The 13218-nt window shown below is 65.1% G+C and carries 16 protein-coding genes and 1 pseudogene; 7 read left to right on the forward strand and 10 right to left on the reverse strand.

Features of this window, described 5'->3' with window-relative positions; translation table 11 throughout:
• Positions 1-61: 61 nt before the first annotated feature.
• The 3 genes and pseudogenes from ACVWY5_RS20205 to ACVWY5_RS20215 all read right to left on the reverse strand — a co-directional run bounded on the left by ACVWY5_RS20205 (position 62) and on the right by ACVWY5_RS20215 (position 1586).
• A pseudogene (locus tag ACVWY5_RS20205) lies at positions 62-825 on the reverse strand (IS5 family transposase).
• Positions 826-893: 68 nt separating this feature from the next.
• Positions 894-1244, reverse strand: coding sequence for an antibiotic biosynthesis monooxygenase family protein (locus ACVWY5_RS20210; protein ID WP_028338223.1), 351 nt, complete (start codon positions 1242-1244; stop codon positions 894-896).
• A gap of 33 nt (positions 1245-1277) precedes the next feature.
• Positions 1278-1586, reverse strand: coding sequence for an NIPSNAP family protein (locus ACVWY5_RS20215; protein WP_028338224.1), 309 nt, complete (start codon positions 1584-1586; stop codon positions 1278-1280).
• Positions 1587-1703: 117 nt separating this feature from the next.
• Here ACVWY5_RS20215 and ACVWY5_RS20220 point away from each other — a divergent pair, with 117 nt between their 5' ends.
• Positions 1704-2399: an ArsR/SmtB family transcription factor gene (locus ACVWY5_RS20220; RefSeq protein ID WP_028338225.1), complete on the forward strand. Its 696-nt coding sequence runs from the start codon at positions 1704-1706 to the stop codon at positions 2397-2399.
• A 179-nt stretch (positions 2400-2578) separates the two neighbouring features.
• Here ACVWY5_RS20220 and ACVWY5_RS20225 read toward each other — a convergent pair whose 3' ends face one another.
• On the reverse strand, positions 2579-2704 hold the full coding sequence (locus tag ACVWY5_RS20225) for a hypothetical protein (RefSeq protein WP_283809401.1): 126 nt from the start codon (positions 2702-2704) through the stop codon (positions 2579-2581).
• Here ACVWY5_RS20225 and ACVWY5_RS20230 point away from each other — a divergent pair.
• Positions 2703-2966 carry a GCG_CRPN prefix-to-repeats domain-containing protein gene (locus ACVWY5_RS20230; protein WP_028338226.1) on the forward strand — a complete coding sequence of 88 codons (264 nt, stop codon included), beginning with the start codon at positions 2703-2705 and terminating at the stop codon, positions 2964-2966. The genes ACVWY5_RS20225 and ACVWY5_RS20230 overlap by 2 nt on opposite strands.
• A 69-nt stretch (positions 2967-3035) precedes the next feature.
• On the opposite strand, the gene ACVWY5_RS20235 is transcribed toward ACVWY5_RS20230, so the two are convergent.
• On the reverse strand, positions 3036-3332 hold the full coding sequence (locus tag ACVWY5_RS20235; protein WP_028338227.1) for a twin-arginine translocation signal domain-containing protein: 297 nt from the start codon (positions 3330-3332) through the stop codon (positions 3036-3038).
• Between the two features lie 134 nt (positions 3333-3466).
• Positions 3467-3784 (reverse strand): hypothetical protein, encoded by a 318-nt coding sequence (locus ACVWY5_RS20240; RefSeq protein WP_028338228.1) that lies wholly within the window; start codon positions 3782-3784, stop codon positions 3467-3469.
• A gap of 94 nt (positions 3785-3878) precedes the next feature.
• On the opposite strand from ACVWY5_RS20240, the gene ACVWY5_RS20245 reads away from it, so the two are divergent.
• Both ACVWY5_RS20245 and ACVWY5_RS20250 read left to right on the forward strand, forming a co-directional pair.
• Complete coding sequence (locus ACVWY5_RS20245; protein ID WP_038378163.1) at positions 3879-5126, forward strand: glycerophosphodiester phosphodiesterase family protein; 1248 nt, start codon at positions 3879-3881, stop codon at positions 5124-5126.
• Between the two features lie 138 nt (positions 5127-5264).
• Complete coding sequence (locus tag ACVWY5_RS20250; protein WP_028338230.1) at positions 5265-5615, forward strand: cupin domain-containing protein; 351 nt, start codon at positions 5265-5267, stop codon at positions 5613-5615.
• A 557-nt stretch (positions 5616-6172) separates the two neighbouring features.
• Here the strand turns inward: ACVWY5_RS20250 and ACVWY5_RS20255 are convergent.
• Positions 6173-6520, reverse strand: coding sequence for a hypothetical protein (locus ACVWY5_RS20255; RefSeq protein WP_028338231.1), 348 nt, complete (start codon positions 6518-6520; stop codon positions 6173-6175).
• Between the two features lie 106 nt (positions 6521-6626).
• Positions 6627-8159, reverse strand: a complete 1533-nt coding sequence (locus ACVWY5_RS20260) for an acyl-CoA carboxylase subunit beta (protein ID WP_431014773.1) — start codon at positions 8157-8159, stop codon at positions 6627-6629.
• Positions 8160-8311: 152 nt separating this feature from the next.
• On the opposite strand from ACVWY5_RS20260, the gene ACVWY5_RS20265 reads away from it, so the two are divergent.
• Both ACVWY5_RS20265 and ACVWY5_RS20270 read left to right on the forward strand, forming a co-directional pair.
• Positions 8312-8728 carry a DUF4260 domain-containing protein gene (locus tag ACVWY5_RS20265; RefSeq protein WP_028335494.1) on the forward strand — a complete coding sequence of 139 codons (417 nt, stop codon included), beginning with the start codon at positions 8312-8314 and terminating at the stop codon, positions 8726-8728.
• A gap of 98 nt (positions 8729-8826) precedes the next feature.
• Positions 8827-9828, forward strand: coding sequence for a dienelactone hydrolase family protein (locus ACVWY5_RS20270; RefSeq protein ID WP_028335493.1), 1002 nt, complete (start codon positions 8827-8829; stop codon positions 9826-9828).
• Positions 9829-9981: 153 nt separating this feature from the next.
• On the opposite strand, the gene ACVWY5_RS20275 is transcribed toward ACVWY5_RS20270, so the two are convergent.
• On the reverse strand, positions 9982-10845 hold the full coding sequence (locus ACVWY5_RS20275) for a DMT family transporter (RefSeq protein ID WP_028335492.1): 864 nt from the start codon (positions 10843-10845) through the stop codon (positions 9982-9984).
• 167 nt (positions 10846-11012) lie between these two features.
• On the opposite strand from ACVWY5_RS20275, the gene ACVWY5_RS20280 reads away from it, so the two are divergent.
• The gene (locus tag ACVWY5_RS20280) at positions 11013-12368 is read left to right on the forward strand and encodes an aminotransferase-like domain-containing protein (protein WP_028335491.1); all 1356 of its coding nucleotides are present in this window, start codon (positions 11013-11015) and stop codon (positions 12366-12368) included.
• 124 nt (positions 12369-12492) lie between these two features.
• Here the strand turns inward: ACVWY5_RS20280 and ACVWY5_RS20285 are convergent, their stop codons facing one another.
• Positions 12493-13149, reverse strand: a complete 657-nt coding sequence (locus ACVWY5_RS20285) for a carboxymuconolactone decarboxylase family protein (RefSeq protein WP_028335490.1) — start codon at positions 13147-13149, stop codon at positions 12493-12495.
• Positions 13150-13218: the final 69 nt, after the last annotated feature.

The following is a 13218-nucleotide window of genomic DNA, read 5'->3' on the forward strand; positions in this document are numbered from 1 at the left end:
GGAGTCATTGGCCGCGCACAGATAGGCACCCACGCATCCGCCCGCTAGGTGGTGTTGACACTTATCGCATCCATAGGACGATTGCAGCGAGCGTGACGATGGCTCGGTAATTTCGGGCGGTCTTTTCGAAGCGGGTTGCGACGCGACGGAACTGCTTGAGCTTGCTGAAGCAGCATTCCACGAGGTGGCGCTGGGCATAGAGATGCTTGTCGAGCGGATGTTTGAGGGCTCGCGAGGGGTTGTTGGGGATGACGGCGATCGCGCCTTTGGCTGCGATGGCCTGGCGCAAATGATCGGCGTCATAGGCTGCATCGGCCATGACGACCTCGGCGGGCAATCCCTCGATCAACGTGGCGGCTTGCGGGGCATCGCCCTTCTGGCCTGCGGTGAGGGTGAACCGCACGGGACATCCCAAACCTCGAACGGCCATATGTATCTTGGTGCTCAAGCCGCCGCGCGAGCGCCCGATCGCTTGATCTTCAGACCCCCTTTTTTTGCCCCGGCGGCGTGCTGATGCGCCCGGACGATGGTGGAATCGACGATCAAATATTCGAAGTCCGGATCATCGGACATCGCCTCGAAGATCCGCAACCAGACACCCTTGGTGCTCCATCGACTGAAGCGCCGGAACACGCTGTTCCAATCCCCAAACGCCTCCGGAAGATCACGCCAGGGAGAGCCCGTGCGAACGATCCAGAGCACCCCTTCCACGAACATCCGGTTGTCGCGTCCGGTCGAACCTTTCTGGTCGGGCCGGCCAATGATGAGCGGCGCCATGCGCTCCCAAGCCGCGTCGCTCAACACCAAACGATCCATCACACCCAAGGCCGCCTCCCAAAAGAAGCCTTGAATCTGATTTGGCCTCAAAAGGGAATCCCTAGAGTCCACACCGCCTAGTGCGGCTCATGCGCCGCGCGGCTGTCCTTCGGGGCCTGATCGCGTTCGTTCAGGCCGTAATCACGGATCACGCTTGCCACCCGCAGCCGGTAGTTCTCGAAAATCCGCGCGCGGCCCTTGGCCTGGGTACGGCGATGTTCGATCGTGTTGCGCCAGGCTTCCACCGCAGCCTCGTCGCGAAAGAATGACAGCGACACGAACTTGCCCTTCTCGGTGATGCTCTCGAACCGCTCGACCGAGATGAAGCCGTCGATCTCCTGCAGGATCGGCTTCAGCTCGGCGGCGAGGTCGAAATAGAGATCCCGTTGCTCAGGCTTCGGCCAGACTTCGAAGATCACTGCGATCATGGGCGCCTCCCGCACATTGCTGTTGTGGCCCTACTATACCTCGACCTTGCGGAGAAATGTCCGTTCCTCGGCGAGGATGAAGCGGTTTTCTTCCGCGAAGTTGAAGTTCGCCACGCCCTCCTTGTCCTGGCGCAACCGGGCGCGATAGGCCTCATAGGCGGCAAGGCTGTCGAACGAGATCACCGCAAAGGCGATGTTGTTGGTTCCCTCATGCGGCATCCAGTAGCCGATGAGGTCGCCGCCGCAGCGCGGGATGATCGAGAGCCAGTTTCTCGAATACTCCTCGAACATCGCGCGCTTGAATGGATCGAGCTGGTAGCGGATGAAGACGGTGACGGTCATTGATGGCCTCCGGTCATGTTTCCGTTATCGCGAGCGTCAGCGAAGCAATCCTCGCAATGACGGCACGGTGAACAATAGCGGCTTGTCCGACCTCAATGCTTCGGCTATCATCGAACTATGAAAGCAGGACCCGACATCTCCCGGATCGCCGCTCTGGTCGGCGATCCCGCGCGCTGCAACATGCTGACCGCGCTGATGACCGGCCGCGCGCTGACCGCGAGTGAGCTGGCGCAGGAGGCCGGCATCACGCCGCAGACGGCGAGCTCGCATCTTTCCAAGCTCGAGGCCGGCGGGCTGATCGAGCCCGAGAAGCAGGGCCGCCACCGCTACTACCGCCTCTCCGACCCCGACGTCGCCGACGTGCTCGAAGGCCTGCAGGGCATTGCCGCCCGCGCCGGCCATATGCGGGTGCGCACCGGGCCGAAGGATCCGGCACTGCGCCGGGCCCGCATCTGCTACGACCATCTCGCCGGCGATCTCGGCGTGCAGATGCTCGACAGCATGAAGCGGCAGAAGCTGGTCCGCCAGAGCAAGCAGGCGATCGAGCTCACCGGCGAAGGCAGGCGCTTCATGGCCGAGGAGCTGCAGATCGACGCCGATGCGCTGACGCATCCGCGCCGGCCGGTGTGCAAGGCCTGCCTCGACTGGAGCGAGCGGCGGCATCATCTCGCTGGCACGCTGGGCGCTGCCATGATGGACCGCTTCACGGAACTGAAATGGGCCGCTCGCGACGCGACGCCGGGCAGCCGCGTGGTCAATTTTTCGCGCAACGGCGAGAAGCGATTCGCCGCGCTGTTCGGCACGGACCAATAGCGGCGCGCCTTCGGGCAAGCGTCGGTGAACCGCCGGTCTCGCTTGCCTCGCCTTCCGATGTATTTTCGTACGCTCGCCATCAGCGCGCGGCTGCCCGCGTCCACGAAATATTTCGAAGTGATGCTGAGCCGGCTTGCGGCGCGCTGACGCAGCTGTGAGCTGCAACATTCATGTCGCATTCAGGCCGCAACATTATGGTCGGCGACATCGGGCACGCCTTCTGCAATGATCCGGCCGGGCGAATCGGTAGACGAAAGTTTGTTGCGGTGCCGCAGCGCGGCCCAAATAAAAAAAGGAGAAGACATGAAGTATCTTTTTGCTGCAGCAGTTCTGGTGACGACCGCATTCGCCGGCATCAGCGCCGCTGATGCAGCCGGTGGCTGCGGCCCCGGCTGGCACCGTGGCCCCTATGGCGGCTGCGTCAGGAATCGCGGCGTCGTCGTCGCACCGGGCGCCGTTGTCGTGCGCCCGCCGGTCGTGGTCGAGCGCCCCGTCGTGGTGGCGCCGCGTGTCCGCGCCTGCCCGTACGGCTTTGTCTGGCGCTACGGCCGTTGCCGCCCGATCTGATCGCGGCAGATTGCGAACTAACAAAACCCCGCCTGGCGCGGGGTTTTTCTTTTCATCATGGAGTCGATATCACCAGCGGCGCCAGTGATGACGGCGCCAATGGTGGCGGCGCCAGCCCCAATGCCTGCGGTGCCAGTGCCGGTGACGCCAACCCCAGTGGCGATGATGCCAGCGTACTTGCTCGGGCTTCATGCGGCCGACCTCCTCGCCCGTGGTGACGGCGGGATGCGCATCGCCAGCCGCTGGTGCGCGTGCATCCTGGTTGAGGGGAAGCGGCGCGAGCGGCGCCGCCTGCGCCGCCGCTGCGAAGGTGACGGCTCCGGCGGCGACACCGAAGGCCATCTTCAGAAAATCCCGGCGTTCCATGAGCGTTTCCCTTTGTTGCTGAGTTGGACCAACTGCAGCAGCGAGTTTTTGCCTCGCGAGCTGAACGCTCGCTGAACCGCGCGTTCACGTTCATGGAACTCGAGGGTTGTCGACGTCGCGACGTCACGCAACCATCATGCCGCCGTCGCCTCCTCCGCCAACACCAGAAGATCGCGCGTGCGCGTCACCTCCGGCCAGTCACGGTTGAAGTCGGCGACCAGCCGCTTCATGTCCGCACTGCTCACCGCGCGCTCGAGCGCCTTCTCGTCGGCGAACTGATAGGTCGCCTGGTGCAACGAGGGATCGCTCAGGCTCCAGCATCGCCAGGCGCGCTCGGCGCCGAACGATTTCATCGCGTCCGGCAGATGCTCGCGCGAATACCAAGCGTCGAAGGCGGGACGCCTGGCGGCGTCCGTGACGGTGGCGCGGACGACGAAATAGGCTGCGGGCATTGGTTTTCCTCCATGGTTTCATTTCGCACAGGCGGCCGGCATATGCTCCGTGATATGTCGGCCTGCTGACAATGCCTGATCAGGGGGATCACCCATGCTTGCCCGTCTCCGCACCGCCCTGCTCTCGTTCCTGCTCGCCCTCGGCGCCGCGCTGCCGGCTGCCGCCGGGGAGATCGCGCTGCCGCGCGAGGCGCAGCTCGGGCCGCGCCCGTTCTATCTGGTCGACAGGATGAAGGACGGGCCCCTGAAGCAGCAGCTCAGCCAATGCACCGGGCCGTTCCACAAGACCGATTTTTCGATCGGCCATCGCGGCGCCGCGCTGCAATTTCCCGAGCATAGCCGCGAATCCTATCTCGCCGCCGCGCGGATGGGCGCCGGCGTGATCGAATGCGACGTCACCTTCACGCGGGATCGCCAGCTGGTGTGCCGGCACTCGCAATGCGACCTGCACACCACGACCAACATCCTGACGGTGCCGGATCTCGCCGCAAAATGCACGCAACCCTTCAGCCCGGCCGATCCGGCCGCCGGCAGGAAGGCATCGGCGAAATGCTGCACCAGCGACATCACGCTCGCCGAATTCAAGCGGCTCACCGCGAAAATGGACGGCTTCAATCCGGATGCGAGGACGCCGGAGGAGTACCAGAACGGCACGCCGCGCTGGCGCACCGACCTCTACGCCAATTCCGGCACGCTGATCAGCCATGACGAGAGCATCGCCCTGATCAGGAGTCTCGGCGCAAAATTCACGCCCGAGCTGAAGGCACCGGAAGTGGCGATGCCGTTCGACGGCGACTACACCCGGGAGACATATGCGACCCAGATGCTCGCCGCCTACAAGGCCGCCGGCATTCCGCCGAGCGACGTGTTCCCGCAAAGCTTCAGCCTCAAGGACATCCTCTATTGGGTGAAGACCGAACCCGACTTTGCCGGCCAGGCGCTCTATCTCGAGGACCGCTACGAGAAAGCAGGCCTCGATCCGAACCGGCCGGAGACCTGGAAGCCGTCGATGCAGGAATTGAAGGCCTCCGGCGTCGCGATCCTGGGGCCGCCGATCTTCGCGATGCTGGCGCTGAACGACAAGGGCGAGATCGTTCCGTCGGCTTACGCCAGGGCGGCGAAGGCCGCCGGCCTCGATCTGATCGGCTGGTCGCTGGAGCGCGACGGGCCGCTCAACCGAGGCGGGGCGTTTTACCACAAGTCGGTGAAGGCTGCGATCGACCGGGACGGCGACACGCTGACCGTGCTCGACGTGCTGGCAAGGCAGGTCGGCGTCCGCGCGATGTTCTCCGACTGGCCGGCGACAACCACGTTCTATGCGAACTGCATGGGAATGAAGTGAGCACACCGTAGCGCGGGTTGGGCGCGACCGTATCCCGCGCTTCGCGCCCGCCGCGCGTACCCGTCATGCCCATTCCGACCGTTTCATGGATCGTCGAACAGGACTAGCATCGCTGAACAACATCCCAGGGAGGCCGCCATGAAGCCAGGACAACCGGTCAAGGACGCCAGCCGTCTCTACGAAGTCGAGCGCCGCGCCGAGCACGCCGCCCGCCCCGGCTTCCGCATCATGGAGCTGCAACTCTCGCTGACCCAGAAGGTGCCTTGGCACACCCACAGCAACATCTCCGACACCTTCTACGTGCTGGAGGGCCAGATGCGGCTGTTCCTGCAGGAGCCGAAGGAGGAAGTGAACCTGAAGGTCGGCGAAGTCTACGCTGTCCGCCCGACCCGCCCTCACCTCGTCACCAATGCCGGCACGACGTCGCTGACCTTTTTGATCCTGCAAGGCGTCGGCGAATACGACTACGTGCCGCTGGCGTCGAAGTAAGGCCGCGTGCAGTGCTCTCTCCGCTCGTCGTCCCTGCGAAAGCAGGGACCCATAACCACAGTCTTGCATTGTTGCGGCAAGCTGTAGCCCCAGCACGGTACAATCACGACCAACTGTGGTTATGGGTCCCGGGTCGCGCTCCGCTTGCCCGGGACGACGTCGGTGAGATTCCGATTCACATCTCAAACAGCCTGTACGGTGTCATCACCCGCGTATGCGCATGCGGGTGATTCAGTATTCCAGAGACGCCGGTGCTTGAGCCGAGAAACCGCGGCGTACTGGATCGCCCGGTCCCGTCTTCGCCAAGGCTTCGACGAGGCCATGCATCCCCTTCACGCCGAAGCTTGAGCGGAGGCGGCGAACCTGGCGATGACGGTGCGGGTTCCTCACACACGATCGTCGTCCTGGCGAAAGCCAGGACCCATAACCACCGCATTTGATGATGAACGGGATCGCGGCCCCAGCGTCGCGCAACAATTCAGATTTGGGGCAATGGGTCCTGGCTTTCGCCGAGACGACACTGAGTTTGCGGCGCCGCTTTGCGCGCCCGCCGCGCCTCACATCAGCTTCAGCGGCGCGTCGTGAACCAGGCGCAGGTCGATGTTGCCGATCAGGCGCGCGCGGCGCGCCTCGGCGGTGCTGATCGCGGCCTCGGTCTGCCGCAACGTGCTGACATTCGAGCCGAGCGACACGATACCGCCGAGCACCAGCGCGATCGACCCGAGTGCCGCAGTCTGACCGGCGCCCAGCAGCCCGAGCAGCGCGACTGCCAGCAACGCGAACCCGCCTGCGATCGCGACCTTCGACCCGAGAATGATCCGCCGGGAGCGCTCGGCGCTCTCGGCAAGCTCCTCGATCTGCGCCTCGATCTCGGAGATCTCGTCGGTCGGCTCGTCTTCGGTCATCAAGTTCGAACCTGTAGGGCGGGTCAGGCGGAAGCCGCAACCCGCCACGGATCGTGCGGAGCGAAGATGGTGGGTTACGCTTGCGCTAACCCACCCTATGCTCTCCTCACAACGGCAGATTGTCGTGCTTCTTCGCGGGGATTTCCACCTTCTTGTCCTTCAGCATCGCCAGCGCCCGTGCGATCCGCCGCCTGGTCGAATGCGGCATGATGACGTCGTCGATGTAGCCGCGCTCGGCGGCGATGAAGGGGGACAGGAAGCGGTCTTCGTATTCCTTGGTGCGGGCGGCGATCTTGTCGGGGTCGCCGATGTCAGAGCGGAAGATGATCTCGACTGCGCCCTTGGCACCCATCACGGCGATCTGGGCGGTCGGCCAGGCGTAGTTCATGTCGGCGCCGATCTCCTTCGAGGCCATGACGTCGAAGGCGCCGCCATAGGCCTTGCGGGTGATGATGGTGACGAGCGGCACCGTGCACTGCGAATAGGCGAACAGCAGCTTTGCGCCGTGCTTGATCAGGCCGCCATACTCCTGCGCGGTGCCCGGCAGGAAGCCCGGCACGTCGACGAAGGTGACGATCGGGATGTTGAAGGCATCGCAGAACCGAACGAAGCGCGCGGCCTTGCGTGACGCATCCGAGTCGAGCACGCCGGCCAGCACCATCGGCTGGTTGGCGACGAAGCCGACGGTGCGGCCGGCGATGCGGCCGAAGCCGGTGACGATGTTTTTCGCGAAGGTCTCCGAGATCTCGAAGAAGTCGCCCTCGTCGACGACCTTCAGGATCAGCTCCTTCATGTCGTAGGGCTTGTTCGGATTGTCGGGGATCAGCGTGTCGAGCGACATATCGACCCGCCCGATATCGTCGAAGCTCGGCCATTCCGGCACGCCGTCGGTGTTGTTCGACGGCAGGAAGTCGATCAGCCGGCGCATCTGCAGCAGCGCGTCGACGTCGTTCTCGAACGCGCCGTCGGCGATCGAGGAGCGTGTCGCGTGCACCGAGGCGCCGCCGAGCTCCTCGGCGGTCACCACCTCGTTGGTGACGGTCTTCACCACGTCGGGGCCGGTGACGAACATGTAGCTGGTGTTCTTCACCATGAAGATAAAGTCGGTCATCGCGGGCGAATAGACGTCGCCGCCGGCGCAGGGGCCCATGATGACGGAGATCTGCGGGATCACGCCTGACGCGATGACGTTGCGGCGGAATACATAGGAATAGCCCGCCAAGGCAGCTACGCCCTCCTGGATGCGCGCGCCGCCGGCGTCATAGAGGCCGATGATCGGCGCCCTCGCCTTCATCGCCATGTCCTGCAGTTTCGTGATTTTCAGCGCGTGGGTCTCGGAGAGCGAGCCGCCGAACACCGTAAAATCCTTGGCGAAGACAAACGTCTTGCGGCCGTTGACCGTGCCCCAGCCGGTGACGACGCCGTCGCCGGGGATCCTGATCTTCTCCATACCGAACTCGATTGAGCGGTGCTCGACGAACATGTCGAATTCCTCGAACGAGCCCTTGTCCAACAGGAGCTCGATCCGCTCGCGGGCGGTCAGCTTGCCGCGGGCGTGCTGCGCCTCGATGCGCTTTTCGCCGCCGCCCAGCTTGGCGCCGGCGCGCCGCTCTTCGAGGGTATCGAGGATATCTTTCATTTGTTTCCGCCCGTGTTAGCTACAGTCCGCGTCCCGGCGCGAGCCGAGGTTCGGAAATGGCTTAGCACGGCCATTTCGGAACCGGAAAGGCGGTTGTGGCCGGGTTCGGGCGCAAAAAACGGTAGGATTTTCCGATATCTGGGGAGATGGCGATGACCGACACGAGCACGGCCACGGTCGAGACCGGCGCACCGACCGGCGGGGTGCGCACCCTGCTTCGGCTGGAGGGCCTCGTACTGTTCCTCGGCATGACCGTGCTCTATGCCCAATGGGAGGGCTCGTGGCTAGTCTATGTCCTGCTGTTCCTGGTGCCGGATTTGAGCTTTGCCGCCTATCTCGCCGGACCGCGGGTCGGCGCCATCGTCTACAACGCCGCCCACAGCTATCTGGCGCCTGTGGCGCTGATGACGTTGGGCTTTGCCGCCGCGGCGCCGCTGGTGCTGTCGATCGCGATGATCTGGCTCGCCCATATCGGGATCGACCGCGCGCTCGGCTACGGGCTGAAATATTCCAAGGGCTTCGGCTTCACCCATCTCGGGCGGATCGGGAAAGCGCAGGAGCCCGCCTAACGCCCGCTTCCTGACGTCACGCACGGCCGGTCAAATTGACAGCGTGCGCGTCGATTGCTGTAGTCGCGGCCAATCAAGACAACATCGGGGGGGAATCGATGCTGACCGACTGGCGCCTCGCCGCGACCGCGATCCTGTTCTGCTGCGCCGTGCTGTTCACCTGCATCGAGACCAGCGCGCAGCAGATTCCGAAGGAGATCGCGGCGCGCACCGAGATCTACGGCATCCCCTCGCTGACGATCTCCGACCAGCAATTCCTGAACGGCGACAGCAACGGCAAGGCGGTCACCGTCGGCGGCGAATTCCGTATCGCGCAAGGCAGCGGCCGGCTGCCGGTCGTGGTCCTGATGCACGGCTCGAGCGGCGTCGGCGCCGGGATGGACGGCTGGGTGCGCCACTTCAACGGCATGGGCATCTCGACCTTCGTGATCGACGGCTTCTCCGGCCGCGGCCTCACCGCGACCGGGCCGAACCAAGCCCTGCTCGGCCGGCTCAACCTGATCGTCGACATCTACCATTCGCTGGAGATCCTCGCGAAGCATCCGCGGGTCGACCCCGAGCGCATCGTGCTGATGGGATTTTCGCGCGGCGGCCAGGCCACGCTCTATGCCAGCCTCGACCGCTTCAACAAGCTCTGGAACAAGTCCGGCGTGCAGTTCGCGGCCTACATCCCGTTCTATCCGGACTGCTCGACCGGCTATCTGACCGACACCGAGGTCGCGGCGCGGCCGATCCGGATCTTTCACGGCACGCCCGACGACTATAACCCGGTAGCGAGTTGCAAGGCTTATGTCGCGCGGCTGCAAGCAGCCAAGCGCGACGTGGTGCTGACCGAGTATCCCGATTCCGCGCACGGCTTCGACGCCGGCCTGATCGGCAACAACACGGTGGTGGAAGCAACGGGATCGCAGACCGTGCGCCACTGCACCATCAGGGAAGGCGAAGGCGGCGTGCTGATGAATGCATCGACCCAGGCGCCGTTCAGCTACAAGGATGCCTGCGTCGAGCTCGGCCCGCATGTCGGCGGCAACCCAACCACCGCGCTCGAGGCCCGCAAGGCGGTCAGCGACTTCCTGCAGGCGCTGTTCAAGCTGAGCTGACAGACGCGGGTGTTCCAGTGATGCTTTACACTGCCGTCATTGCGAGGAGCGATAGCGACGAAGCAATCCATTTCTCCGATTGCAGAGCGATGGATCGCTTCGCTTCGCTCGCAATGACGTGGATGGAGCAATGTGTGCCCCTCTGAAGAACAGTTAAGCGAAGCGGCGCGCGAACACCACGCAGACCACGACCGCCAGGGTCGCCGCGATCATCGACCACGGCACCTGCTCGTGCAGCAACAGGCCGGCCAGCGCGAGGCCGAAGAACGGCTGCAGCAGCTGCAATTGGCCGACGCTGGCGATGCCGCCGATCGCAAGGCCGCGATACCAGAACACGAAGCCGACCAGCATGCTGAAGATCGAGACATAGGCGAGCCCGAGCCAGGCCGGCGCACCGATGCCCTGCCAGCTCGGCGGCAGCGTCATGATCGTCATCAGGAGCACCACCGGCGCCGACAGCACCAGCGCCCAGGAGATCACCTGCCAGCCGCCGAGCCGCCGCGACAGCGCCGCGCCTTCGGCATAGCCGAGGCCGCAGACGATGATCGCCGCGACCATCAGGAGGTCGCCGGTCAGCGACGCCGATCCGTCGCTCGACAGGGCGAACGCGCCGACCGTCGCGCTGCCGATGCAGGAGAACAGCCAGAACAGCGGCTGCGGCCGCTCGCCGCCGCGCAGCACGCCGAACACGGCGGTCGACAGCGGCAGCAGCCCGATGAACACGATCGAATGCGCCGAGGTGATGTGCTGGAGCGCGAGCGCGGTGAGCAGAGGAAAGCCGATCACGACGCCGAGGGCGACGATGGTCAGCGACACCAGGTCCTTGCGCTGCGGCCAGGGCTGCCGCAGCACCGCCAGCAGCGCGGCGCCGAGCAGCGCCGCGATCGCCGCCCGCGCCGAAGTCAAAAACAGCGGCGAGAACCCGGCCACGGCCACGCGGGTCGCCGGCAGCGAGCCGCTGAAGATAATCACGCCGAGCAGGCCGCTGCCCCAGCCGTCGATCGAAGCCTTGTCCATCGTACCTCACTTCCGAACGCCGACCATAGCCGGCGGAGGCTCGCCAAGGCAGCTACAGATCAGTACAATACTGCAAAACTGTATGGGCAAAGGTAGGCATACACTTGCAACAGCAATCCGATGCGCCGCAATCCAACGCAGCGAAGGCGACGCGGACCGCCGACGTGATGAACGCGATCCGCGCCAAGGTGGCGAGCCGCGCGCTGGTCGCCGACGACCGTCTGCCCTCGATCCGCGGCCTGGCCGCGACCATGGGCGTGTCGCCCTCCACCGTCGTCGAGGCCTATGACCGCCTGGTGGCCGAGGGCCTGATCCGCGCCCGGCCCGGCTCCGGCTTCTACGTCTCTTCGGCGGCGCTGCCGCCGCTCGCGCTCGCCAAGGACCAGCCGCAGCGCGACCGCGCGGTGGATCCGTTCTGGGTGTCGCGGCAATCGCTCGATGCCGAGACCGGCGCGCTCAAACCCGGCTGCGGCTGGCTGCCCGCCGAGTGGATGCCGACCGAAGCGCTGCGGCGCGCGTTGCGCGGCCTGGCGCGGGCCGACGATGCCGTGCTCTCCGACTATGGCGCGACGCGCGGCTCGCTCACGCTGCGCCGGATCCTGATGGCACGGTTTGCCGACGAGGGCCTCGAGGTGCCGCCCGAGCAGCTCTTGCTGACCGCGTCCGGCACGCAGGCGATCGATCTCGTCTGCCGCTTCCTGCTGCGGCCGGGCGACACCGTGCTGGTCGACGATCCTTGCTACTTCAATTTTCGCGCGCTGCTGCGCGCGCATCAGGTGAAAATTGTCAGCGTGCCCTACACGGCATCGGGCCCCGATATCGCGAGTTTCGAGGCGACGCTTGCCGCCGAGCGGCCGCGGCTTTATGTCACCAATTCGGCGCTGCATAATCCGACCGGTGCGACGCTGTCGCCGCAGACCGCGCACCGCGTGCTGAACGCGGCCACAGCCCATGATCTCACCATCGTCGAGGACGACATCTTTGCGGACTTCGAGCCCGAGCCGTCGGCGCGGCTCGCCGCGCTCGATGGCCTGAACCGCGTGATCCGGATCGGCAGCTTCTCCAAGACGCTGTCGGCATCGGTGCGCTGCGGCTTCATCGCCGCGCGCGCGGACTGGATCGAGGATCTCGTCGATCTCCAGGTCGCGACCGGTTTCGGCGGCCCCAGCGCGGTCGCGACCGAGATCATCGCCAGCGTGCTGTCGAGCGGTTTCTATCGCAAGCATGTCGAGGAGCTGCGCCGACGCCTTGCTCGCGCCCGCCGCGACGTCGGCGACAAGCTGCAGCGCATCGGCGTCACACCCTGGCTGATGCCGCGCGGCGGCTTCTATCTGTGGTGCCATCTGCCCGACGGGTGCGACTCGGCCGACGTGGCGCGGCTGGCGCTCGCGGACAATGTCGTGCTGGCGCCGGGGAACGTGTTCAGCGCCTCGCAGACGGCCGCCGCCTTCATGCGCTTCAACGTCGCGCAATGCCGCGACCCGAAACTGATGCCGACCTTGCAGCGGGCGATCGGGCGCTGAGGCATGATGAGATCGAACTGGGGCAGCGGCGGTACTTCACCTCTCCCCGGCGGGGAGAGGTGAATCGAACCCGCGACCAAAGCGATTGAGTCCAAACCATCGCGCGCAAGCCAGCAGCGGCGCCCTACTTCTCACCCACCTTGAACGGCTCCTCCTTGCCCGGCGGCACTGTCTCCTCAGCCATCGCCAGGATCATCGCCACCATCACGTAATTGCCGGCGACTGCGGTGAGGTCGACGATCTGCTGATCGTTGAAAATCTTCTTGGCTCGCGCATAGGTCTCGTCGGAGACCTTCTTGGTCGTGGTCAGTTCGGTGACGAAGTCGTACACCACCGCCTCGTCGTCGGCCATCTTCGATGGGCGGTTGCCGGCCTTCAGCTCGGCGATGACGTCGGGCGGCAGACCGGCCTTGGCGGCGAGCGGCGCGTGCGCGAACCACTCGACCTGTGAACGCCACTGCCGGCCGATGATCAGGATCGCGAACTCGTTCAGCCTGGTCGGCACCGAGGTCTGCCAGCGCAAATAGTAGAACAGATCGTAGAGGCGCTGGCCGAGCACCGGGCTCCGGATCATCGGATTGTAGGGACCGCCGATGCCGACGCTCGAGACCTTCATGATCTGCTCGCCGAGCGGTTTTTGCAGGTCGCTGAGCTGCTCCATCGTGAGCTGCGGGAAGCGCGGCTCCTTGCTGGTGGCCGGCACCGAAAACACGGTTGCTGCGAGCCAGCCGCCGGCCGCAGCCAGCGTGAGCGACGAGAGCCAGACTGTTGCTGAATGCATGATTCCTCCGCTTTGATTTATCGGAGGATGCTAGTCGAGCCGCACAGCGTCGACCAGCCGCGGTGCGCG

It is taken from the genome of Bradyrhizobium sp. USDA 3256 (genome assembly GCF_054058275.1).

What these genes read in the sequence shown, in the direction of transcription:
- ACVWY5_RS20210 (WP_028338223.1), bottom strand. Translation starts at nt 1,244, where the DNA reads ATGATCGCAGTGATCTTCGAAGTCTGGCCGAAGCCTGAGCAACGGGAT.
- ACVWY5_RS20215 (WP_028338224.1), bottom strand. Translation starts at nt 1,586, where the DNA reads ATGACCGTCACCGTCTTCATCCGCTACCAGCTCGATCCATTCAAGCGC.
- ACVWY5_RS20220 (WP_028338225.1), top strand. Translation starts at nt 1,704, where the DNA reads ATGAAAGCAGGACCCGACATCTCCCGGATCGCCGCTCTGGTCGGCGAT.
- ACVWY5_RS20230 (WP_028338226.1), top strand. Translation starts at nt 2,703, where the DNA reads ATGAAGTATCTTTTTGCTGCAGCAGTTCTGGTGACGACCGCATTCGCC.
- ACVWY5_RS20225 (WP_283809401.1), bottom strand. Translation starts at nt 2,704, where the DNA reads ATGTCTTCTCCTTTTTTTATTTGGGCCGCGCTGCGGCACCGCAACAAA.
- ACVWY5_RS20235 (WP_028338227.1), bottom strand. Translation starts at nt 3,332, where the DNA reads ATGGAACGCCGGGATTTTCTGAAGATGGCCTTCGGTGTCGCCGCCGGA.
- ACVWY5_RS20240 (WP_028338228.1), bottom strand. Translation starts at nt 3,784, where the DNA reads ATGCCCGCAGCCTATTTCGTCGTCCGCGCCACCGTCACGGACGCCGCC.
- ACVWY5_RS20245 (WP_038378163.1), top strand. Translation starts at nt 3,879, where the DNA reads ATGCTTGCCCGTCTCCGCACCGCCCTGCTCTCGTTCCTGCTCGCCCTC.
- ACVWY5_RS20250 (WP_028338230.1), top strand. Translation starts at nt 5,265, where the DNA reads ATGAAGCCAGGACAACCGGTCAAGGACGCCAGCCGTCTCTACGAAGTC.
- ACVWY5_RS20255 (WP_028338231.1), bottom strand. Translation starts at nt 6,520, where the DNA reads ATGACCGAAGACGAGCCGACCGACGAGATCTCCGAGATCGAGGCGCAG.
- ACVWY5_RS20260 (WP_431014773.1), bottom strand. Translation starts at nt 8,159, where the DNA reads ATGAAAGATATCCTCGATACCCTCGAAGAGCGGCGCGCCGGCGCCAAG.
- ACVWY5_RS20265 (WP_028335494.1), top strand. Translation starts at nt 8,312, where the DNA reads ATGACCGACACGAGCACGGCCACGGTCGAGACCGGCGCACCGACCGGC.
- ACVWY5_RS20270 (WP_028335493.1), top strand. Translation starts at nt 8,827, where the DNA reads ATGCTGACCGACTGGCGCCTCGCCGCGACCGCGATCCTGTTCTGCTGC.
- ACVWY5_RS20275 (WP_028335492.1), bottom strand. Translation starts at nt 10,845, where the DNA reads ATGGACAAGGCTTCGATCGACGGCTGGGGCAGCGGCCTGCTCGGCGTG.
- ACVWY5_RS20280 (WP_028335491.1), top strand. Translation starts at nt 11,013, where the DNA reads ATGAACGCGATCCGCGCCAAGGTGGCGAGCCGCGCGCTGGTCGCCGAC.
- ACVWY5_RS20285 (WP_028335490.1), bottom strand. Translation starts at nt 13,149, where the DNA reads ATGCATTCAGCAACAGTCTGGCTCTCGTCGCTCACGCTGGCTGCGGCC.